Source organism: Priestia sp. HNGD-A6 (assembly GCF_045784335.1).
In the GTDB taxonomy this organism is placed as follows: Bacteria; Bacillota; Bacilli; order Bacillales; family Bacillaceae_H; genus Priestia; species Priestia zanthoxyli.
The window spans coordinates 4,401,223-4,422,687 of record NZ_CP138621.1 but is presented as its reverse complement, the minus strand read 5'-3'; the positions used below and the strand labels follow the sequence as shown (position 1 = coordinate 4,422,687).

Here is a 21,465-nt window from a genome sequence, read left to right as displayed (position 1 = left end):
CTGACGCTATATTTTCACTTCCAAGGAAGCAGCGCTCCCTTGGAAGTAATGATGCTTACTTAATAATGACGTACTCTAAATTCACAAGCTTTGCATAGCTCACAATTTGATCCGTCGTTAAATTTAATGAAAGAACTGTATGATGGCCTCCTCCGTTTTCAATCCACGCCTTAACGCCGTCTTGGAAGTTCGGCTTAATGTTCCAAAGCACGCGTGCCACAGGAAGATGTGGAGCTGGAACTTCCGGCTCAAATGCCGATACTTCGTTAATTAACAGCTTGTAATGCGTGCCGAAGTCAGCCATAGAAACGACTACGCCTTCTCCTTGTTTACCGTCAAACACTAAGCGGGCCGGATCTTCGCGGTTACCGATACCTAGCGGAGAAACGATTAGTTTTGGCTTGTTTACTGCTAGCGTCGGGTCTACTTCAAGCATGTGTGATTGAAGCACTGACTCACGTCCGGGAGCCAATTCATACGTGTAGTCTTCCATAAAGCCCGTTGACTGATTATGGCTCATCACTTTAAGCAGGCGGTCAAGCGCCGCTGTTTTCCAGTCTCCTTCACCAGCAAAGCCGTATCCCTGTGCCATCAGGCGCTGTACCGCTAGACCAGGAAGCTGTTTCATGCCGTATAGATCTTCAAAGTTAGTCGTAAAAGCGCTGTAGCCGCCTTCGTCTAGAAAACGTTTAATCGCAATTTCATAGCTTGCCTGTACTTTTACGCTAGATTCCCAGTCTTCTGCAGAATAATCCCCGTAAACAAATTCATACGCGTCGGCATATTCAGCAAATAAATTATTGATTTCTTCTTCCGTAACGGCATTGACATATTGAACAAGGTCACCGATTCCAAAGTAGTCAACCGTCCATCCAAATTGAATTTGCGCTTCGATTTTATCTCCTTCTGTCACTCCCACGTTGCGCATATTGTCACCGAAACGCGCAACTTTAATGTTGAAGCTTTCGTTATAAGCAGCGGCTACGTCCATCCACTGTGCAATTTGCTGCTGTACTTCGGGGCGCTCCCAGTAGCCTACTACGATTTTATTTTTCTTGTTCAAACGCGCGTTGATAAAGCCGTATTCACGATCACCGTGAGCGGACTGATTCAAGTTCATAAAATCCATATCAATTGTTTCCCAAGGAATGCTTTCGTTAAATTGTGTTGCCAAATGAAGCAGCGGTTTTTGCAGTAACTTGGTACCGCGAATCCACATTTTTGCAGGCGAGAACGTATGCATCCATGTGATCACCCCGGCAACTTCATCTCGGTAATTCACTTCTTTCATCATGCTTGTAATCGTATCAGCACTCACAGCTAAATCTTGCAGCACAAGCGGATAAGGTAAGATACCGCTTTCATTTAAAGCATCAGTCATACTTTGCGCGTGTGCTTTTACTTCTGCTAGCGCTTCTTTTCCGTAAAGATGCTGTGAACCAACAATAAACCAAAATTCTTTTTGAGTCGTTTTTAACATGATAATCCCCTTTTCTGTATGTAAGTCTTTTAATTCCCTTGCCCGTAATACGCATTTTGTCCGTGTTTTCGTAAATAATGTTTGTCTAATATACGCTGCGGCAGCTCTTCAGCCAGCCCGTTTAATTTTTGTGTAAAGAAGTTCATCTTGGATACTTCGTCTAATACGACGCTGTTCATTACCGCCGTTTTGGCATCTTTTCCCCACGTAAACGGCCCGTGTCCTTGAAGTAAAATACCAGGAACCGCTAGCACATCTAAACCGCGCTTTTCAAACGTTTCAATGATTACCTTGCCCGTTTCCACTTCATATCCGTCATTCACTTCTTTTTCTGTCAAAAAGCGCGCGCACGGTACGGAACCATAAAAGGTATCGGCATGAGTCGTTCCCATTGCCTGCACATCAAGCCCTGCTTGAGCCCAAATGGTCGCCCACGTTGAATGCGTATGAGCAATACCGCCAATTTCGGGATAGTGTTTATATAGTACAGCATGTGTCAGCGTATCAGACGACGGGTTAAGCTCACCTTCTACCACGCGGCCATCTAAATCGACGACGACCATGTCTTGTGCCGTCATTTTTTCATACGTCACCCCGCTTGGTTTAATCACAAACAAACCGCTGTCTCGATCAACTGCACTTACATTTCCCCACGTGTACTTGACCAGTCCGTGTTTTGGCAAATCGAGGTTTGCTTGAAATACTTCTTCTTTTAATTTATCTAGCACAGTAACTCCTCCCGTTCTTCGCTGTGATGCTCGGCAGCTGTTTTTTCAATCACTAGCCCTTTTTTATATCTTTTAATAAATGCTTCAAACCCTTTTACATCGAGCTCGTCAGGGTAGATTTCCTGTGCGGTCACTTCTTTAAAGACTTTATCATCCAAGAAATCTTCTAAACTTTCATTCTCACTTTTATTGAGCATGTAAGAAGAAAGAATAGCCATGCCCCACGCGCCGCCTTCTCCCGCTGTGTCCATGACGGAAACCGGGGTATTAATTGCCGCTGCCATCATTTTTTGACCCACTACCGGCGTTTTAAATAATCCTCCGTGCGCTAAAATACTGTGAATCTTTACGTTTTCTTCTTTGACTAAAAGATCCATTCCTATTTTTAAAGCGCCAAAAGCTGTAAAAAGATGTGTACGCATAAAGTTTGCTAGATTAAACTTGCTTTTTGCTGAACGGACAAATAGCGGACGTCCACTTTCTACTCCGGTAATATTTTCACCTGAGAAATAGCCGTAGCTAAGCAAGCCCCCTCCATCAGGATCAGCATCTAACGCTTTATTTAACATCACTTGGAATAATTTATCCGACTCTACTTTTTGCCCCATCGCCTCCGAAAATTCACGAAACAATCCGAGCCAAGCGTTTAAGTCGCTTGAGCAGTTATTCGCATGAACCATGGCAACTGGACTGCCGTTTGGCGTGGTAACCAAATCAATTTCCGGATAGACTTTTGAAAGCTTTTTATCTAGTACAATCATCGCAAAAACGGACGTGCCTACTGAAACATTTCCCGTGCGTTTTCTTACGCTGTTTGTCGCCACCATTCCCGTTCCTGCATCTCCTTCTGGAGGACAAAACGGAATGCCCGGCTGCAAATTTTTTGATTGATCTAAAATGCTAGCTCCTATCGCTGTTAATATGCCTGCTTGCTCGCCTGAAGTATGAACTGCAGGCAGAATATCTGTTAGTTGCCACGGATATCCTTTGTAAGAAATAAGCTCATCAAACTGCTTCATCATCGCTTCGCTGTAATTTTTTGTGCGTTCATCAATCGGAAACATCCCTGAAGCATCTCCAATGCCAAGCGCCTTACTGCCTGTCAGCAGCCATTGAATATAGCCGGCTAGCGTTGTTATGTAATGGATGCGCGGCAGGTGTTTTTCTTGATTGATAATGGCCTGATACAGATGCGCAATGCTCCATCGTTCAGGAATATTAAAGTTAAAATGTTCAGTTAATTCTTTTGCTGCTTCGCTTGTTGTTGCATTACGCCACGTTCGAAACGGAACAAGCAGCTCACCCGTTTTATCAAACGCCATATATCCGTGCATCATAGCTGAAACACCGATAGAGCCAACTGTTCGAATGGTGATTCCGTAGCTTCGTTCCACTTCTTGCTTCATTTCACGGTAAGCACTTTGCAAACCTGTAATAATATCAAGTAAGTTGTACGTCCAAAAACCGTCTTCCAAGAGATTTTCCCATTCATAACTGCCTGATGCGATCGTTTCAAAATTTTCGTCAATCAGCACCGCTTTAATACGAGTAGATCCAAGTTCAATTCCAAGGGACGTTTTTCCTTTAGCAATTGCTTGTTTTATGGTTTCTTGAGTTGTTTTCACGTTTAATCTCCTTTCTGATAGCTATAAAGATACCTATAGCAGCAAGGAAGCGCTTTCCGTTTTGTGTAACGCTGTTTGAATTTGTTAACAACTTAAGTATATTTATTTGTACGTACATTTGTCAATAATAAAATTATATATGCACACAAATACTCAAAACACCCTACTATTCTCTTCTTAAACTTTTAAAAAATCGGTATTCAACCCTTAAATCATTTTCCTTTTGATTAAAAATTACGGAAATCTTTTCATTTATTCACGTTCATGATAAAATATGTCCATACAAATTTTTCACATAAAAAAAGTTGAATGTATACAACTACGAAAGAAGTGAAAACATGAAACCAAAATATCAGGTGATTATTGAGGATATAAAAAGCAAAATTCTTTCAGGCGATTACAGCATTGGCGAGCAAATCCCGACTGAATCGGTCATGCAAGAAACGTATGGTGTCAGCAGACATACGGTTCGAAAAGCGATTTTAGAGCTGTCGAATGAAGGATTTTTAAGAAGCGAAAAAGGGTCTGGCACCTATGTAAGCAATCAGTATCAATCCAAAGCGAGCGGGGCTTCTGCCAACAAAACGATCGGCGTTATTACCACGTATATTTCCGACTATATTTTCCCTTCGATCATTCGTGGAATTGAAAGCAGATTAAATAAAGATAATTATTCGCTGCTGCTGGCTAGCACGAATAATGATGTGGAACAAGAAAAAAAAGCGCTGGAAATGATGCTTTCCTACGGAGTAGACGGCTTAATTGTTGAGCCTACAAAAAGTAATTTGTACAATCCAAACATCTCGTATTATTTATCATTCAAAGAACAAGACGTTCCATTTACGATGATTAACGCCTACTACGAAGAATTAGAGGTTCCGTTTTTTTGTTTAGATGACGTTCAGTCAAGCTACCTTGCCACAAATGAATTAATTTCAAAAGGACATACACAAATTGGACTCATTGCCAAAATGGATGACTTGCAAGGAAAATACCGAATGAAAGGCTACATAAAAGCGCTCGGTGATGCAAAACTCCGCTTTCAGCCTGAGCATATTTTGTCTTTTAACACCGAAACAAAGCTCGATTTGTACGCTAATTTAAAAGAGTTTCTTACTGAAAATCAAGACGAAATGACCGCTCTTGTCTGCTATAACGATGAAGTAGGGTTAGAAGTCGTAAATGTATGCAGACAGCTTGGCATTTCCATTCCGGACAAGTTGTCAATTATTGGTCAAGACAATTCGTACATCGCTAAAAATGCGACGATTAATTTAACAACGTTAACCCATCCGCAGGAACAAATGGGACGCGATGCGGCGGATTGGATCATTAAAAAGCTGCAGGGCAAAAAAGAGTTACCAAACGAAACTTACTATCAGCCTGTGTTAGTTGAAGGCGAAACGATTAAAGAACTAACTGCAAAGCGTGATGAAGTTCGTTAAGAGAAGGCTTCTTTAGAGGTCTATAAAACTTCTTATAAGATAAGGGGATGCACATTATTGCATCCCCTTCTTTATGTAACGATTCATTTTATAACGGAGCCTGAACGATGATATATACTCCTTTTTCTATCCTTTGTTTCGCTTGCTCTATTGCTCTTTTAGCGGTAAGTGATAGCTGAGATACAGGAGCCGCCCCATCTGAACCAATAACAAGAGGATCAACCCAGCGCATTTTTGTCGTTTGGTAAACATCATAACAAGACGCAGTTCCTGTTTCTACTTTGCTGTCAAAAAGAGCAGATAACATCCCTTCAATGCTGCTATCTCCAGCGTTTTTCAGCAACCTAATCACATCGTCATCCTGCTTTAAAAAATCTTCCATAGACACTATATCTTTCTGCAAAGCAAGCTTGATAATTTCCGTCAGCTGATAATTCCCAAACATATTGAGCGGATTCATAAAAAAGCCAATGACTTCTTTGTAGTAAGCATCCACAAACCACTCTGCCGCTGATAAATTACTGCACGCCATTTGTCCATTAAATCCGACAAGCTGATCCAAAAACGCATGCACTTCTTGTAAAGTAATCTCGCCGCATACGTACAAATCCCTCAGTGTATAATCCACGCGGTCAGCGCATAAGCGCGGAGCGTTCTGTTCAAGCAGCGTCCACTCGCTTTCATCAAGTAAGATATCTCGCCAGTTTAAACCGGCGCTCGTTAAAATAGAAGGAATAGACGACCCGGTCACAATTTGTTCGTAAATCATTTCATGATAATTTTCTTCTTTTTGTTCCAAAACATAGTCAATTACATGAGAAAATGCCGTATGTGAAACGTCATGTAATAAAGCCGCTATTTGCTCTTCCAAAGAGCCTCCTAGCCTATGTACAAGCATCATCGCACCAATGGAATGATCATATCGAGTAGTATTCCATTTTTCATTTACGAACCGGCTCGCTCCGCCTTGGTAAATTCCTTTTAAACGCTGTACGGGGTCACTTTGAATCAGTTCTAAAAGAACGCCTTCTGCTTCAAAATTGCCGTACAGTTCATCATAAAGTGTAAGCATATCCTTCTCTCCCTTTCCTAGCTTATTATGTTTAATCCTAAGGTCAAGACACAATGCTGTAAAGCCGCATTGTGATAGTAACCTATTTTTTGTAACAAAATGTTCAATTTTCTTGCCGTCACACTCATAAAAAATCACTCATTGGGATGATTTTATTTTATAACTTAAGTGATAAAGTTTTATGGAGAAATTTATTTACTAGTAGAAAGTAAGATAAAAAGGAGATATTTATGAAAAAGCTTAGTATGCTGCTGCTCATTTTAGTCATTGCCGTAGTCGGCTGTTCAAAAGGAAACGAGCAAAAATCACAGGAAGTTAAAGGAACAATTGAAGTCCCTCAAACCATTAAAGCAAATGAAAAAACAGCTATTAACGTGCTCGTTACACAAGGAGACAAAAAGATAGAAAATGCAGATGCCGTACAAATCCAAGTCGAAAAAGAAGGCTATATTAATCAAGAAATGATCGATGCAAAACATCAGGATAACGGCGCATACAGCACCGACTATACGTTTAAAGACGACGGCGAATATACGATTACCGCTCATGTGACGATAAAAGGCGACATGAAAATGTTTACGAAAAAAGTGACGGTTGGCGAGAAAGAATAAATAGCCTATCAAAAAGCGACCTCTGCTTGTCAAAGGTCGCTTTTATTATTTCTTTGATTCTTTAATACGGTCAAGATACTGCTTCGCATGAAGCAGACCAAGATTTTTTTCTTTTCGTATGTATTTAATAGCCTGAACGTCACTTCGGCCATTCATCATCATCAAATTGACTCTGTTTTCAAAAGCCTCGTCTTTCTCTATTTCTAGCTGCTTCCACTCTTTCTCTAAATCACGTTTAGGTGTTTTGAGCAGGAATACGACTAGTATAACAAGAACGCTACTTGTGGTGATATAAAGCCACAGCCACTCGAGAAACCAGCTGTTAATCACATTGATTATGATGAGAACAGTGAAGCAAGAATACAGCCTTGTTTGATACTTACTCCTCTTGTTTGAATCTATTTTATTAAAAAATATCCCCACCGTCAGCCTCCTTTTAGCATTTCATTGGCGCTTTTTTCTATTAATCTCTTTTGTGCATTAAGCAAATCTATATCATACAAATTACCATTTAACCTAACAAATAGCAATCAAGTTCACCCTATCATACTCTTTATCTCATTGACTACTCATAAAAAATACAGGACTTTTCGCAAAGCCCTGCACATTTATTTCATATTTAAATAAGGTTAAACATTTTTACGACTTGAGCAACCGCAAACGTAACACCAATCGCAATCGCCGTTGGAATCGCAAAAGCAAGAAACGTCCACTTAACATTTTTGGTTTCTTTATAAATGTTCACAAGCGTTGTTCCGCACGGAAAATGCAGAAGCGAAAACAGCATCATGTTAAGAGCCGTTAGCCACGTCCAGTGGTGATCAAGGAAAATTTGTTTGAGTCTTGTTGCATCTTCAATTTCAATTAATGATCCTGTTGATAAATACGCCATTAGTAAAACTGGTACAACAATTTCATTAGCCGGCAAGCCAATAATAAAAGCAGCTAGTATATACCCGTCTAACCCTAGCGTCTTGGCAAACGGATCAAGAAACTGAACGAAGTGCATTAAAATACTCGTATCGCCAATATAGATATTAGCCAATACCCACGTTAACACCGCTGCGGGTGCTGCAACAATAATCGCGCGTTTTAACACAAACAGCGATTTATCCAGCGTCGCGCGCACAATTGTATCTACAAATTTTGGCTTTCGGTAAGGCGGGAGCTCTAGCGTATAGTGTGTTGGTACTCCGCGCAGCGCCGTTTTAGACAGGGCCCATGATACAAACAGCGTCACAACAATTCCAAATAACACCGTTCCCACTACAACAAGCGCTGTTACGAAAGTTTTAGCACTCCCTGTAAAGCCTGTTGCCATAAATAAAGAAGCTAATAAAATCAGCGTAGGCCATCTGCCGTTACATGGAACAAAGTTATTCGTTAAAATCGCCATCATACGTTCACGCGGCGATTCAATAATACGCGTTGACATAATCGCTGCGGCGTTACATCCAAACCCCATTGCCATCGTCAGGGACTGCTTGCCGTGTGCACCTGCTCGTTTGAACAAACGATCCATATTAAACGCGACGCGAGGCAAGTAGCCGTAGTTTTCTAAAAGGGCAAACACCGGGAAAAAGATGGCCATCGGAGGCAGCATCACGCTAATGACCCATCCCGTACCGCGAAACAGTCCTAATACAAGAATTCCGTGCAGCCATTCTGGTGCATGCATCGCTTGAAAGAAAGCAGTTAAATATCCTTCCGCCCAGCCAAAACCTTGTGCAATTAATCCGGAAGGAACGTTTGCTCCGGCTATGGTGATATAAAAGATCACCGATAAAATACCAAGCATAATCGGAAAGCCCCAAATTGGCGAAGTGAAGACTTTATCCAATTTCTCCGTGCGCTGAAGCTTTGAGCGGTCTTCGTATACAACGGCTTTTTTACATATTTGCTGTGACGACTGATAAATGCTTGCCACCATATTTGAACGATGATCTTTTTCTTTTGCCTGCTGCGCATAGCGCGTTAGCTGTTCCATCGCTAATGAGTTTTCAGGAGTTAACGGATTTCCCATATGCGCTGTTCCTCCTTTCTGTGTGGCTGATATCTTGCTGCTGATGCTGCTGAATCGTTTCTAAAAACGACGTATCTCCATCAAGAACTCGTAAAGCAATCCAGCGGAGAGGAAATTGATTTCCCACAATAGAAGCAACTTGAGGTTCTAGCTCCTTTAGCGAAGCTTCAATTTCTTTTGTGTACTGCACCTGATAAGGAGTAAGCTTTACTTCCCCGCGTACGACTCCTTCAATCGCATCCAGTAAATTCGTAATTCCTTTTTTATTGCGAGCTGATATAGGCACAACCGGTACGCCTAGCGATTCAGCCAGCTTTTTTTCGTTAATCACAATTCCTTTTTTCTTTGCTTCATCCATTAAGTTCACACAAATCACGACGTTTTCCGTCATTTCCATTACCTGCAGGGCTAGATTAAGATTTCGTTCCATCGCAGTTGCATCGACCACCACAACCGTCACGTCAGGTCTTTCAAATAAAATATAATCGCGCGCTACTTCTTCGTCCGCCGAGTTTGAATAAAGTGAATACGTTCCAGGCAGATCGACGATTGTGTAGAGCTGCTCGTGATGTTCAAACGTCCCTTCTGCTTTGGCCACGGTTTTTCCCGTCCAGTTTCCCGTGTGCTGCTTAAGACCGGTTAATCCGTTAAATAACGTGCTTTTTCCTGTGTTCGGATTTCCTGCTAATGCAATGCGATACTCACTCAACGTCGTCACCTACTTTTTTCACATAAATTTTTGAACTTTCTTCTTTTCTGAGACCAATCGTTGTATGACTGACTTGATAAGCAACAGGATCACCTAACGGGCTTTTTTGAAGCACTTTGATGATGGCTCCTGGAATAAACCCTAAATCTAACAAGCGGCGCTTTAAGGCACCTTCGATTTCAATTCGCTCTAGCTGCACCGTTTCACCTGTCGTAAATGTAGACAGCGGAGAATTTTTTACACTAGCCATCTATTTTTCACCCCTTCTTGTTTTTTATACAAGGTTATATTTTTTTCATTAGACCAACTTTTAAGGTAAAAAAATATACTCGTTGATTTGTAATAGGCTATTCTGCTTAAGCAGAAAAGTGAACCTGTCTGCATCAATTATTTAAAAATTTTAGTTTTCACTTATAATAATACCGAAAGTTTACCACAGGAAACTTTTTTAGTCCAGGGTAAATAACTGACTTTTTTCTTCTTTTTACTGAAGGCATAAAGTGGTAAGTGCTGGTCTATTTTTTCTAATAAAAGTAAGTCGAAAAATAATTACGTAAAAAGGAATTATTAAAAGTAAAAAAATGTAAAGTTGTGCTATACTGGTGAATGAGCTTTTTTGGAAAATAAAGTATGTATTAGTTTTAAAACCTACAAAATCACTTTAGGGGGCTTTTATGAAAAAGTTCAAAAGAGTTAGCGCAGTTGTTTTAGGTTTGGCTTTGTTATTCTCACCGCTTGCTCCGCAAACAGTTGCAGAAGCAAAAGTCGTGTGGGGGAATCAGGAACTGGTTAAAGGGCAAATAGGACGCGTTACCGTTTTAAAGAACACGAATCTTTACAACATTAAAAACAACAAGTTAGTAGCGGCTAGAAAAGTGACAAAAGGGCAAGTATTCCGCGTGTATTCTGAGTCCAGCAAATTTGGTGGTCTGTATGGGGTATCAAAGGGTACCTATGCTCAGAAGTCATCAAGTATTAAGTATGAAAAAGCACCTAGTGACAAAATTCAAGCATTAGGAGTAACGGTTACGAAGAAATCTTTAGCAAGCAACATTAGCTATCCGCAGGTGTCCGGCCTTATCAATAAACCATTTGAAGCTAGCTATAATCGAAAATTTTTAAACATTGCGAAAGAAGCACAAAAAGAACACAACGAGCTAAAAGAACAGGAAAAGGAAGACCGTAAAAACGGCTGGGCACCAGGTCCTTATTCTCGTAATATGACATACTCTGTACCTTACAACCAAGATAATATTTTAAGTGTTGCTATTACGAATGATGCGTACGCTGGCGGCGCTCACGGCAACGCTTGGATTGATACTTATAATTACGATTTGTTGAAAGCTCGACAAATTAGCTTAAAAGATATTATTAACAACAACACTAAGTTGAATAAAGTTAATAACTATATTCGCAATGAAATGATTGCTCGCAATAAAAAAGGTGCTCAGTTCTGGGTTAATGAATTTAAGTCTGTAAACTTAAAAGAAGATCAGTTTTACTACACAAGTAGCGGCATTGCCATTATATTTGGTGAGTATGAGTACGGCCCTTATTCTAACGGCATTCATACGTTTAAAATCCCGTCCAGCGTTTATAAGTAAGATAATCGTATAAAACAAAAAAGAAGCTTACGAATCATCAGTTCATAAGCTTCTTTTTCTTTTTTTCTGCAAAATAAGCAGAGCAAAAAAGAAAGGTTATTCCTAATCCCCTTCCCTTTTACCATCATTTTTTCGGATATTGCAGAAAATCAAATTATACAGCCATGGAAGAACTCAGGGCTGCCTACATTACGCTGCTGATAGCCGAGGAAAACTGCTTTTCGAGGTATTTTTATAGGGTTTGAAAAAGTGAAATGGTCAGAACTAACGTCAGCAAGGAGCCTGCGGATGTTAACATCATTATTTTTCGGTTACTCTGATTCTTTTCAGGTTTTAAAAACTCTTGAATGGCTGCAAACCAGATAACAAAAGTGATTAAAGAAAGTATCCCCATAGACATACGAGCATCTCCATCCTTATATGTATTTAAATTTTTTAACATATTTAATCAACAAACTTTCCCGACCGAGTTGCGAAAATAAATGTTACTCTCTACTTAATATTAACATAAAATTCCATAATTTTTTAATGTGTGATGTAAAAACCGCAGCATTTTAGAAAATAAGCTATTTATAAAACGCTCATTTGAACTAAAAATGAACATAAAGCTGTCTCTGGCTATTCTCCACTTTACAAATGATATACTTATTTATAGAAAAACCTCTCAGATCTCACCCAGTACTTACCCTACCCTCAGAGGAAGAAAGTGTACATTGTTAGGAGGAAACGAAATGATTAAGAAACTAGACCATTTTGTACTAACGGTAAAAGACGTTGAAAGAACCATTCACTTTTATACGGTTATCTTAGGCATGCAAAAAGAAACGTTCGGAGAAGGAAGAATAGCGCTTCGGTTTGGCGAACAAAAAATAAACTTACATCAAGCGGGCCATGAATTTGAGCCTAAAGCAAATCACCCTCTTCCAGGTTCCGCTGATTTATGTTTTATTACAGAAGAAAAGATCGAAAGCATAATCCATCATTTACAAAAACATAATGTAGAAATTGAAGAAGGACCGGTCAAACGAACAGGTGCTTTAGGTCCGATCGTTTCTGTCTACATAAGAGATCCTGATTACAATTTGATTGAGGTGTCGAACTACGTAGATTAAAGTGTTCTTATGAAAAAAAAGAGAATGCACAAGGCATTCTCTTTTTAAATGGCTATATAAGGTACTACTCTTTAGACTTGCCTACCTCTACTTTTTTCGTAAACATTTTCATGTCACCATCTACCGTAACATGAGCGGTAATCATATATTCGCCGTCTTCTTTAAACGTATAGTCCGTGCTGTAGACGCCTTTTCCTTCGTGCGGTGCTTTTGTCATTTCTTGATTGATGTAGCCTTCTTTTTCAACTTGGAACTGTACGTCGTCCGCGTTTTCTACTTTTTTATCTCCTTGTGTCACAAGGACTTTAAGCTTGACTTGTTCATTTGCTTGAATGGATTCCGGTACTTCAATCGTTCCTTTTACTTCTTTTGAACGTGAATCATTTCCTTTTGAACATCCTACTATAGCTATCATTAAAACAAATAATACGATGGTGAGTTTTTTCATTATGTTGTTCTCCTTTGTTATGTAAATGTGACGTCTTCCTGCAATTTCATATTATACTCATTTATCCGGTAAAAAGAGAAAAATTGCTTATTGTCCACATAAAGTTCTTATTTCTACAGTAGCTTTTACATCTTTTCATTTCTCTAATCGTCATTTCCTTCACAAAAAAGCTGAAGAAGCGTATTGCCTTCTCCAGCTTTACCTTTATCTCTGCGGTTCTTCTAGGGTATAAGCAGACAGTGCGTTTTCGACCCATCGTACAAAATCTTTGCTTGCTCCCCAGTCAATATTTAATACTCCTTCTGCGCTTCCTGAAGGAATACACTTAACTTTGTTTGGACCCGACACATTTTCTAGAATAATGGTTAGTGATCCTCTGCCGCCGGTGCGGAAAAAATAGCGTTCAAACACAAGTGTGCACAGCTGCTTGCCGTCTCCAAGGTCATAATATTCTTTGTATAATAAGTCACTTTCCGAATTATTTGCGTTCACAAGCTTTTTTGCTCCATCAAAAGGAAGCAGCGTCGTTTTAAATTCAATTACCTTTCCCATCACTCAAGCCCCTTTCTATCGCAACAGATACCTACTACTTCTCTTTTTCCCTCTAAAAAACCTGCCGCTTCTCTTTATGTACAATATGGTACAATAGAAAAGAAAAAGAATTGTTTGAACGGAAAAAGGAGCACACAACCTCAATGAATACACGAGATGAACTTATCCAAGATGTGGTTTCAACGATGCGAAACCAAACGAAAAAAATGCAGCTGTCGGTTATTCCCACTTTAAAATCATATATTCCTTTAAATGAATTTTTAGCGCTTCACATGCTGTATAAAGAAGGCAATCATATCGTTTCTGAGATTGCCGAGCATATGCACATTTCAAACAGCAGCATGACGTGCATCAGCGACCGTCTGATGGAAAGAGAATTTGTCACGCGCGTACGCAGTCAAAAAGACCGCCGCGTTGTCTACTTATCCATTACGGATAAAGGAAAAGCGTTTGCAGAAGAAATGGAAAAAGTGCTCACTAAAGAATACGGTGAAAAGCTTAGTCATTTTACGGATGAAGAATTACAAACGTTTCTTCGCTTGTTAAATAAAATGGATATTTAATAAAAAACCAGAGGCCCGCTAAGCAGGCCTCTGGTTTTTATTTGTGTTAGTTGTTGTTTACCTTCAAATTAAAGGCGTCCGAGGTTAAATCTTTTGAACTGTCGTTTTCGTAATCACTTACATACGGAACAAATCGAAGCATAACTACTCCCTTGTCGTTTCTGTACTCATCGTCCCTCTCTAGCACTGTGTCTGTTCCTCCTCCACTGCCGCTTTCAGAAAGATCTCTTCCATTTTGGTCTTTTATTTTTACACCAATGTCCGTTCCGCCTCGGATGCTTCCGTTTGATGATGTAAACGTATAGTGCATTTTAATCGAAACAGGCGATACGCGAACTTCTTTAATAGACAGTACGCCTTCTATTCCCTTTTCGCTAATCGGAATTTCCTTGTTTAACGGATACACTTTAGTATCAGCAATAATTTTTGAGCCGTTTACGCTGGTGTGTACGGTCCAATTCCCTTTAATTTCTCCGTACGAATCCCGGTAGTTCCCGCTTTTCGTCTGACCAGGATTCTTTTCAAATTCGAGGCTTGTGAACTGCGCGCTGATTTGATAGTTTTTATTCGGATCAATATGATCTAGCACGCTGTAGCCTTTCACATCGATTTTCCCGTCTCCGTTCGTGTCCGCTTGCGTTAATTTTAAAGTGTACAGATAGTCCCAGCTTCCGTCTTTGTTTTTGATTGGTTCCTCTCTAATACTTGAAGCAGAATCAAAAAACGACATATTACCAATTTTCACGCGCAGCTCTCCCGGTCGAATTGGGGTGTTTCGGTTAAGACCTAGTGCCGTTCTTCTAAATTCATCTGCGCTAATGGTTAACCCAAGCAGCACCTGTCCGTCATCAAGCATCATTTCATTTACTTTTACTTGAATGCCTTGGTCCGTTGCCGTTTCATTTACCGCTTTTTTATAGCTGCTCAAACTGCCTTCAGGCTTGTTCATAAGCAGCTCAATTTGCTGACCGAGTTGCTGACTGATTCGCACAGCCGATGCCCATACCGTTTCGTTTTTCATCATCACAGGCGTCACAGCAAGCAGCAGCACTGCAGCGGCAATCAGCGGACGCACTTTTTTCCGCACCGGCTTTATTTCACGTTTTAAACGTTTTTTCATTCGTTTTTTCTCTCTTTCCGTTAGCTCGATTTCTTCATATTCATCAACATCTATAGACGATCCGTTTAATAAGTCGTACTGATTTTTCATCTTTGTCCCTCCTTATTTCTTATTTAAAAATGGCTTTTAATTTTTTTCGTCCGCGCGACAGCCGGTTGTATAAATTGCTGATGGTGGTCTCTTGTTTTTTCGCAATTTGCTTCAGCTCGATTTCCTGTAAGTAATACGCTTTAAACAGCTCGCGGTCTCCTTCACTTAAGTGACCTAAAAGTTCTTCCAAGTCGTCCCCTCGAACGTTATGAACTCCTGATGTTTCACCAAATTCCGCTTCATTAAGCGATTCGTGCTGCGTTTTTATGTATTTGCGCTGATAGTCAATGGCTTTGTACTTTGCAACAGCTGCAACCCAGTTTTTAAACGTATTTTTCTCCGAATCAAAGCGGTGAATATGATGCCATACCGCTAATAATACGTCGTTTATACACTCTTCTTCATAGCTTTTTAACGTGCCTAAATGCTTGCGGACGATGGCCGTAATTAATCCTCCGTACTGATCAATTAACAGCTCCAGCCCTTTTTCTTTTTTACGCATTATACATGCAACAATCCAGTCATCTTCCATGACATTGCTCCTTTCTCCTTGCTTTTACATCTATTAATACGCATTCTTTTTACAAAACCTATCAATCTTCCTAAATTAAATAAAAAATAAGCTTGTTCAGCATTTCTCTCGCTGGTAAAATAAGCTAAAACCTTTGAAGGAGGCCGCTATGATTATCTATCCTTTTCTTACATCCAACCCAACCATCGGCGTAACCGCACCGTCTTCTGGTGTACCGAAGCCTCTTCATGGCATGTTTTCTTTATCGTGTGAACGAATGAAAGAAAAAGGTTTTTCTGTTATACCCGGAGAAACCGTGTGGACGCAGCACAAAGCAAAATCTGCTTCTCCTAAAAAACGTGCGAATGAGCTTCAAGGCATGATTGCTGATAAAAACATTGATATCATTATCCCGCCTTGGGGAGGCGAGCTGCTGATTGAAATTCTTGAATACCTCGACTTTACAAAATGGAAAACAAAATGGGTGCTTGGCTATTCTGACACCAGCGTTCTTTTGCTGGCTATTACACTTAATACGGGAATCGCAACGGCTCATGGAACGAACTTTGTGGATTTACGCGGAGAGTACTGGGATCCAACGACTGCGATGTGGCAGCAGGTATTAACGACCAAAGAAGGCGAAAGCGTAGCTCAAGTTTCTTCTGATTCCTATCAAACAGAATGGCAGCACGATAGCCCGTCACCATGCGTGTTTCATTTAACGGAACAAACGGCTTGGAAACATACAGAGTCACGTGACGTTCACCTCGAAGGGCGCTTGCTTGGAGGATGTATCGACGTGATCAGACACTTAGCGGGCACTCCTTTTGGAGATGTAAAAGCTTTTCGAGAAAAACATATTCCTTTAGAACCGGTCATTTGGTACTTTGACAACTGTGAACTGGCGACAGCTGACCTTCGCCGTTCGCTTCTTCAGCTTAAGCTAGCGGGCTGGTTTGATAACTGCTCGGGCATTTTATTTGGCAGAAGCATCGCTAATGAGCCCGTTGATTCCTACACGGCTGAAGACGTGTATCATGACCTCGCCTCTGACTTACATATTCCAGTTATCTATGACATCGACTGCGGCCACCTTCCTCCTCAGCTCACGCTTATTAACGGCGCGTATGCGAGTGTTAACGTAGAGAAGAATAAAGGCACAGTTGTTCAATACTTTACGTAAAAAAAGAGGCTTGTATATAAGTAGTTTATTTAATTGAAGAAAAATTCGAACGAACTTGATTCCTGATGGAGAATCCAATTCTTTCGGATTTTTTTATGAGTATGGTGCACGTAGGTTTGTTTCATATATATAGGTGCTTCTAATGGTTGATTGGAGGGCAAGACGAAGACTCCTGCGGGAAAAGCGGAACAAGTGAGACCCCGCAGGAGCGTTCGCGACGAGGAGGCTCACCGGCCGCCCGCGGAAAGCGAAGTCTTGCACGGAAATCAACCGCGGTTCATTTCGTCGTTTCACAATTTTGTTTTACATATCTGTCATCAGTAATATAAACGTCCCAAACAAGAAAAAAGTTGCACCAAACCACGAGTGATAGTGCTCTTTTTGTTTTCTTTCAAACTTCCATTCTTCAAATCCTCGAATTACGTACAGGAAAAAAAAGAAAAGAAACATAAAAACGGAGGTATAGGCTGGAGGTATAACAAAGATCAGCACTAAAAACGCAGCAATCATTACCATTTCAAGTGTGATAAACAGCGGACGCCTTCCCTTAAAGCTTCTCCAATAGCTTTTTTTCATCTTTGTATTCAGCTTCTTTCGCATGGCAAGATCTAGAAAGATATAAACGACTGCCAGAATCAGCAAATACACAAGCGTCATTTCCGTCCCTCCTTCCGACTTAAAATATCCTTATACTTCCATTTTAAAGGACTTTCCATAAATTTCAAGTCTCTAAAAAACTTTATCCAACTTATTAGTGCAAGCATTCATATATTTAAAAATCGCTAATATATTGACTAATGTACAGGTTAAATTCTCTGTATAAACTCACCTAGAGGGGGACATCAAGTTATGAGAATAAAAGAAGTGAAGCAAGGTGCACTCACAGCGCTGAAAAACCGCTGGGGATTCGCCGTACTGCTTACGTTCGTTACGTATCTAATTGCTGCCGGTATTCCAGGACTTATTGACTTTCTTGTTAACGGATTTCCAAGCGGGTCTGAAACCGAATACTCTCAGTCTACCTTAGCTAATATTGTATCCCTGCTGCTCGTACCGCTCTTTTTCTCTTACTACTGGGTACTATTGCGCCTGGTGCGAGGAGAAAGTGTACGTGTAGGAAACGTGTTTGATTCATTTTCATCTGCAGGATTATACTTTAGAACCCTCGGACTTTACTTGCTAACGATTATTTATACCGTGCTGTGGAGTATTTTACTAATCATTCCCGGCATCATCAAAAGCCTTGCCTATTCACAGGCTTACTACGTATTCCGCGATAACCCAGATTATTCAGTGAACCAGTCTATTACTGAAAGCAGAAGGTTAATGAACGGCTACAAGTGGACCTACTTTTTACTCGTTTTAAGCTTTATCGGCTGGGGAATTTTAAGCTTGATCACGCTTGGTATCGGGTTATTATGGCTTGTTCCGTACGTAACGACTTCGCTTGGCGTCTTTTATGAAAAGCTAAAAGCAAATGAGACAGAAGTTGCTGAATAGAAGAAAAACCGTATTCGAGTTGCGAATACGGTTTTTTATGGATAGCTTTACGCTGCCTGATCTCCTCCATCAGAGGGCTTTAACTTTTGAGTCTTCGCTTTTTTATTCACTAAATAAATACTGATAATAATAAGCACTAGCCCTACAAGAAGTGACGACGTAAACGGTTCGTCCAAAAAGAGCGTACCAATGACAATTGAAATAATGGGCACAAGAAAATTAAAGGATGCCACTTTGCTGGCCTCGCCTTTACTGATTAAATAAAAATAAATGAGCCACGCAACAGCAACAGAAAACAGTGCTAAAAATAAAAGCAGCAGCATAAATGATGAATTCCACACCATATGAGACCATCCTTCCACTCCGCTGCCGGTCGCTGTCATAACCACTCCGCCGACAAGACTTTGAATGGTAATAAGCCAAATGCCATCTACGCTGTCACTAATACGTTTGATATAGACAGTTCCAATCGCCCAGCTCAGTGCCGTAAGCACAGCAAGAATAATTCCAACGGCTGAAGCATTAGCAGATAATTCTCCCATGCTGATGGTAGCTACACCTACAAAACCAAGAAGCAAGCCACCTATCTTGACAGCGTTCATGCTTTCTCCAATCCACATCCATGCAATGATGCCGATGAGCACCGGCTGCAAGTAGACAATCACGCTGAAGACCCCTGCTGGCATAAACATAAGTCCAATCGTTTGCAGACCGTAGAATAAGATTGAATTAAATAGACCTGATACCATATATTTACGCCAGTTCTGCTTCCAGTGAAGCTGTTTAGATCTTGGCAGTGCGACTGCTAATAAGATGATTCCCGCACTTAATGACCGCAGTCCAGATAACAAAATAGGCGATGAATAGCCAAGCGCCAGCTTCGACATCGGCCACGTTAATCCCCAAATCAGTACAAGAGCAGCTAAAAGAATTCCATTAATAAAAGATGATGACTGTTTCATACAACAACCACTCCTACATATATGAATGTAAATGATTCACGCGTTCATTACTCCTTGTATACTACGCTTCTTTTTCACTCGCTTCAACTGGATGCTTTTGATGTAATTTATGTATAGCAGTTAGTAACTGAGTTTCTTTTATGACAGCGTATCTTTCTTCTCTATGTGTTCATTTAGAAAAAAATAAAATGCGTCGCTAGGGAACAATATCACTTTTTACCTATAGCTTTTATACATCCTAAAAGCCTTGAAGCCATTCAGCTGCTGGGTTTCTGCTCCCCTTTTTCATTTAGCTGACATATTTTCTAATAAATCTATGAATCTCCTAAACATTTCTACCTAGATGAATTGTCAGAATTATTACAGAGAAGGTGACAATTCTACTTATATCGCCCTTTAATATTAAAACTATGTTACAAAATGTCGTAATTTGGAATTAGATGTTTACTTTTCCTTTCAGGATTGATAGACTCACAGTTGTGAATAAAACAAGTTATGGAAAGGGAGAAAGAACATGCTAAAGAAAGCAAATCGTACAGTTATGAATATGGGGTTAGCAGCATTACTTGTTCCCGCTGCCCTAACATTTAGCACAACTTCAGCAAGTGCAAATGACGGAGGCGCTGCACCAGCACCCGTACAAGAAAAGGTAACGCCAAGCGTACCTCAACAACAAGCAACTACTACTAATCAAAAAGTCATCGTAAACGTGAGTGCGTTAAATATTCGTCAAGGAGCTAGCTTTTCATCTCCAGTTGTTGGAACGGCAACACAAGGCCAAGAGTTTGCTATTTTAAAAGAAGCAAACGGCTTAGTTGAAATTGCACCAAACAAATGGATTTCAAAAAGCTCAAGCTACGTAACAATTGCATCAGGTAAACCAAGCGCAAGCCAAGTAAAAGGTGTAAGCACATCAACTCCTTCTACTTCTACTTCTACAGCATCTACATCTGCAGCAAAAGAAACTAGCACACCAGCACCTGCTCCAACAACAAGCACGGCTTCTGGAAGCACAGTAAATGTTGCACGTAGTTTAGTAGGATCACCTTACCAATGGGCAGGAAACACACCAAGCGGATTTGACTGCTCAGGCTTTATCGCATACGTGTTCAACCATAGCGGTCACAGCATTTCACGTACAAGCGTAGCCAACTACTGGAACATGGCGACAAAAATTTCGTCTCCACAACCAGGCGATCTAGTATTCTTCCAAAACACATACACAAGCGGCCCATCTCACATGGGAATCTACATCGGAAATGGCCAAATGATTCACGCTGGTTCACACGGTGTAGCTGTAGCTGACCTGGATGTTTCTTACTATCAAGATCATTTCTTAGGATACGGACGCTTCTAAGAAAAAAATGCCCTCCAATCGTTAGATACGTTCTAACGATTGGAGGGCATTTACTTTTTATCGCTGCGCGACAGAAAGCGCCTTTTCAATCCGCGTTTGAAATTTATTTTTCCAGTCTTCCGCAAGCTCAGCCACTTCTAAAGCCCGCTGCATTCCTTCTACATCTTTTGAATGATGGAAATATAAATCAAGCGTGAACCACACGGATACTTGGTCCGGATGAGCTTGAATTAATTTCACTTCCGCGTCTTTCGTAATCGTACCTTCTTTCAGCACGCGGCAAAGATAGCCGGTATAGCTTGTCTCAATCATTCGTTTTAAAATCCCTTTAACGCCCGTTCTCTTTGTAATCGTGTCGCATGGATTTCGCCCTTGCGTCACTTGAATAACGGCGTCTCCCACTTGATAAACGTCTCCAATGCATACGTCTTTTTCAACCATGCCCGCTAAGACAAGATTTTCTCCAAACGCAGACATGGGCAGCTCCGTATCAAACTCTTCGTTCCATTTTTTGTAGTGCTCATACGGATACACGCACACCGCACGATCCGGTCCGCCGTGATACCTTAAGTCCGCTACGCCGTCGCCTTGAAACCCTTCTTTTGCTAAAAACGTTTCGTCTACTTGCTTTTTGCATATACCTGTCCGCATTTCTTTGTCAGAGCCGTATGCCATTTGTTCGGGCATGCCGGTTGCTAAATGAATCAGCTTTCTCTCAGGTGTTGTCATTATGTTTACACCTCTTTTATCATTTTTACTAGTTTACCACA

Annotated in this window: 25 protein-coding genes; 9 read left to right on the top strand and 16 right to left on the bottom strand. The window is 40.6% G+C overall.

Annotation, left to right across the window (positions count from 1 at the left end):
* Positions 1 to 55: 55 nt before the first annotated feature.
* Genes araA through SCI76_RS22685 form a run of 3 tightly spaced genes read right to left on the bottom strand, consistent with a single transcriptional unit; the run spans position 56 to position 3,833 of the window.
* Positions 56 to 1,480 (bottom strand): L-arabinose isomerase, encoded by a 1,425-nt coding sequence (gene araA / locus SCI76_RS22695; protein WP_407544410.1) that lies wholly within the window; start codon positions 1,478 to 1,480, stop codon positions 56 to 58.
* Between the two features lie 29 nt (positions 1,481 to 1,509).
* A complete protein-coding gene (locus SCI76_RS22690) occupies positions 1,510 to 2,208 on the bottom strand; it encodes an L-ribulose-5-phosphate 4-epimerase (RefSeq protein ID WP_098999159.1) in 699 nt (232 codons plus the stop codon).
* The gene (locus tag SCI76_RS22685; RefSeq protein WP_407544408.1) at positions 2,202 to 3,833 is read right to left on the bottom strand and encodes a xylulokinase; all 1,632 of its coding nucleotides are present in this window, start codon (positions 3,831 to 3,833) and stop codon (positions 2,202 to 2,204) included. Before SCI76_RS22685 ends, SCI76_RS22690 begins: the two co-directional genes overlap by 7 nt.
* Positions 3,834 to 4,171: 338 nt before the next feature.
* Between SCI76_RS22685 and SCI76_RS22680 the strand changes: the two genes are divergently transcribed.
* Positions 4,172 to 5,278 carry a GntR family transcriptional regulator gene (locus SCI76_RS22680; protein ID WP_098627653.1) on the top strand — a complete coding sequence of 369 codons (1,107 nt, stop codon included), beginning with the start codon at positions 4,172 to 4,174 and terminating at the stop codon, positions 5,276 to 5,278.
* Between the two features lie 88 nt (positions 5,279 to 5,366).
* On the opposite strand, the gene SCI76_RS22675 is transcribed toward SCI76_RS22680, so the two are convergent.
* Entirely contained in the window at positions 5,367 to 6,350 is a 984-nt protein-coding gene (locus SCI76_RS22675; RefSeq protein WP_407544406.1) for an HD domain-containing protein, read from the bottom strand.
* Between the two features lie 230 nt (positions 6,351 to 6,580).
* Between SCI76_RS22675 and SCI76_RS22670 the strand changes: the two genes are divergently transcribed.
* On the top strand, positions 6,581 to 6,961 hold the full coding sequence (locus SCI76_RS22670; RefSeq protein ID WP_394553974.1) for a FixH family protein: 381 nt from the start codon (positions 6,581 to 6,583) through the stop codon (positions 6,959 to 6,961).
* 45 nt (positions 6,962 to 7,006) lie between these two features.
* Here the strand turns inward: SCI76_RS22670 and SCI76_RS22665 are convergent, their stop codons facing one another.
* The 4 genes from SCI76_RS22665 to SCI76_RS22650 form a co-directional block, all read right to left on the bottom strand.
* The gene (locus SCI76_RS22665; RefSeq protein ID WP_154991898.1) at positions 7,007 to 7,384 is read right to left on the bottom strand and encodes a hypothetical protein; all 378 of its coding nucleotides are present in this window, start codon (positions 7,382 to 7,384) and stop codon (positions 7,007 to 7,009) included.
* Positions 7,385 to 7,580: 196 nt separating this feature from the next.
* Positions 7,581 to 8,948: a nucleoside recognition domain-containing protein gene (locus tag SCI76_RS22660; protein WP_375166606.1), complete on the bottom strand. Its 1,368-nt coding sequence runs from the start codon at positions 8,946 to 8,948 to the stop codon at positions 7,581 to 7,583.
* Between the two features lie 13 nt (positions 8,949 to 8,961).
* The gene (locus SCI76_RS22655; protein ID WP_034267073.1) at positions 8,962 to 9,693 is read right to left on the bottom strand and encodes a FeoB small GTPase domain-containing protein; all 732 of its coding nucleotides are present in this window, start codon (positions 9,691 to 9,693) and stop codon (positions 8,962 to 8,964) included.
* Complete coding sequence (locus tag SCI76_RS22650; RefSeq protein WP_108674805.1) at positions 9,686 to 9,943, bottom strand: FeoA family protein; 258 nt, start codon at positions 9,941 to 9,943, stop codon at positions 9,686 to 9,688. The genes SCI76_RS22655 and SCI76_RS22650 overlap by 8 nt, the downstream gene beginning before the upstream one ends.
* A gap of 424 nt (positions 9,944 to 10,367) precedes the next feature.
* Between SCI76_RS22650 and SCI76_RS22645 the strand changes: the two genes are divergently transcribed.
* Positions 10,368 to 11,297, top strand: coding sequence for a DUF3298 and DUF4163 domain-containing protein (locus SCI76_RS22645; RefSeq protein WP_043981075.1), 930 nt, complete (start codon positions 10,368 to 10,370; stop codon positions 11,295 to 11,297).
* Between the two features lie 232 nt (positions 11,298 to 11,529).
* Here the strand turns inward: SCI76_RS22645 and SCI76_RS22640 are convergent, their stop codons facing one another.
* Positions 11,530 to 11,697 (bottom strand): hypothetical protein, encoded by a 168-nt coding sequence (locus tag SCI76_RS22640; RefSeq protein ID WP_165574840.1) that lies wholly within the window; start codon positions 11,695 to 11,697, stop codon positions 11,530 to 11,532.
* A gap of 331 nt (positions 11,698 to 12,028) precedes the next feature.
* Here SCI76_RS22640 and SCI76_RS22635 point away from each other — a divergent pair, with 331 nt between their 5' ends.
* Positions 12,029 to 12,409 carry a VOC family protein gene (locus tag SCI76_RS22635; protein ID WP_394553981.1) on the top strand — a complete coding sequence of 127 codons (381 nt, stop codon included), beginning with the start codon at positions 12,029 to 12,031 and terminating at the stop codon, positions 12,407 to 12,409.
* A gap of 64 nt (positions 12,410 to 12,473) precedes the next feature.
* Here the strand turns inward: SCI76_RS22635 and SCI76_RS22630 are convergent, their stop codons facing one another.
* Both SCI76_RS22630 and SCI76_RS22625 read right to left on the bottom strand, forming a co-directional pair.
* Entirely contained in the window at positions 12,474 to 12,857 is a 384-nt protein-coding gene (locus SCI76_RS22630; protein ID WP_154973942.1) for a FixH family protein, read from the bottom strand.
* A 204-nt stretch (positions 12,858 to 13,061) separates the two neighbouring features.
* The gene (locus SCI76_RS22625) at positions 13,062 to 13,409 is read right to left on the bottom strand and encodes a DUF6054 family protein (protein WP_028414741.1); all 348 of its coding nucleotides are present in this window, start codon (positions 13,407 to 13,409) and stop codon (positions 13,062 to 13,064) included.
* A 143-nt stretch (positions 13,410 to 13,552) separates the two neighbouring features.
* Here SCI76_RS22625 and SCI76_RS22620 point away from each other — a divergent pair, with 143 nt between their 5' ends.
* Positions 13,553 to 13,972 carry a MarR family winged helix-turn-helix transcriptional regulator gene (locus SCI76_RS22620; protein ID WP_071272263.1) on the top strand — a complete coding sequence of 140 codons (420 nt, stop codon included), beginning with the start codon at positions 13,553 to 13,555 and terminating at the stop codon, positions 13,970 to 13,972.
* Between the two features lie 46 nt (positions 13,973 to 14,018).
* Here SCI76_RS22620 and SCI76_RS22615 read toward each other — a convergent pair whose 3' ends face one another.
* Positions 14,019 to 15,182 (bottom strand): DUF4179 domain-containing protein, encoded by a 1,164-nt coding sequence (locus SCI76_RS22615; protein WP_221832314.1) that lies wholly within the window; start codon positions 15,180 to 15,182, stop codon positions 14,019 to 14,021.
* 19 nt (positions 15,183 to 15,201) lie between these two features.
* Positions 15,202 to 15,714 (bottom strand): sigma-70 family RNA polymerase sigma factor, encoded by a 513-nt coding sequence (locus tag SCI76_RS22610; RefSeq protein ID WP_115654559.1) that lies wholly within the window; start codon positions 15,712 to 15,714, stop codon positions 15,202 to 15,204.
* Positions 15,715 to 15,862: 148 nt separating this feature from the next.
* Between SCI76_RS22610 and SCI76_RS22605 the strand changes: the two genes are divergently transcribed.
* Positions 15,863 to 16,876 (top strand): S66 peptidase family protein, encoded by a 1,014-nt coding sequence (locus SCI76_RS22605; RefSeq protein ID WP_115654560.1) that lies wholly within the window; start codon positions 15,863 to 15,865, stop codon positions 16,874 to 16,876.
* A 146-nt stretch (positions 16,877 to 17,022) separates the two neighbouring features.
* On the top strand, positions 17,023 to 17,205 hold the full coding sequence (locus tag SCI76_RS22600) for a hypothetical protein (protein ID WP_084595945.1): 183 nt from the start codon (positions 17,023 to 17,025) through the stop codon (positions 17,203 to 17,205).
* On the opposite strand, the gene SCI76_RS22595 is transcribed toward SCI76_RS22600, so the two are convergent.
* Positions 17,180 to 17,533 carry a DUF4181 domain-containing protein gene (locus tag SCI76_RS22595; protein WP_034267096.1) on the bottom strand — a complete coding sequence of 118 codons (354 nt, stop codon included), beginning with the start codon at positions 17,531 to 17,533 and terminating at the stop codon, positions 17,180 to 17,182. The genes SCI76_RS22600 and SCI76_RS22595 overlap by 26 nt on opposite strands.
* 192 nt (positions 17,534 to 17,725) lie before the next feature.
* Here SCI76_RS22595 and SCI76_RS22590 point away from each other — a divergent pair, with 192 nt between their 5' ends.
* Complete coding sequence (locus SCI76_RS22590) at positions 17,726 to 18,376, top strand: DUF975 family protein (protein ID WP_034267099.1); 651 nt, start codon at positions 17,726 to 17,728, stop codon at positions 18,374 to 18,376.
* Between the two features lie 47 nt (positions 18,377 to 18,423).
* Here SCI76_RS22590 and SCI76_RS22585 read toward each other — a convergent pair whose 3' ends face one another.
* Entirely contained in the window at positions 18,424 to 19,338 is a 915-nt protein-coding gene (locus tag SCI76_RS22585; protein WP_221832310.1) for a DMT family transporter, read from the bottom strand.
* Positions 19,339 to 19,852: 514 nt separating this feature from the next.
* On the opposite strand from SCI76_RS22585, the gene SCI76_RS22580 reads away from it, so the two are divergent.
* Positions 19,853 to 20,695: a C40 family peptidase gene (locus SCI76_RS22580; RefSeq protein ID WP_221832307.1), complete on the top strand. Its 843-nt coding sequence runs from the start codon at positions 19,853 to 19,855 to the stop codon at positions 20,693 to 20,695.
* Between the two features lie 57 nt (positions 20,696 to 20,752).
* Here the strand turns inward: SCI76_RS22580 and SCI76_RS22575 are convergent, their stop codons facing one another.
* Positions 20,753 to 21,424 carry an MOSC domain-containing protein gene (locus tag SCI76_RS22575; protein ID WP_221832305.1) on the bottom strand — a complete coding sequence of 224 codons (672 nt, stop codon included), beginning with the start codon at positions 21,422 to 21,424 and terminating at the stop codon, positions 20,753 to 20,755.
* Positions 21,425 to 21,465: the final 41 nt, after the last annotated feature.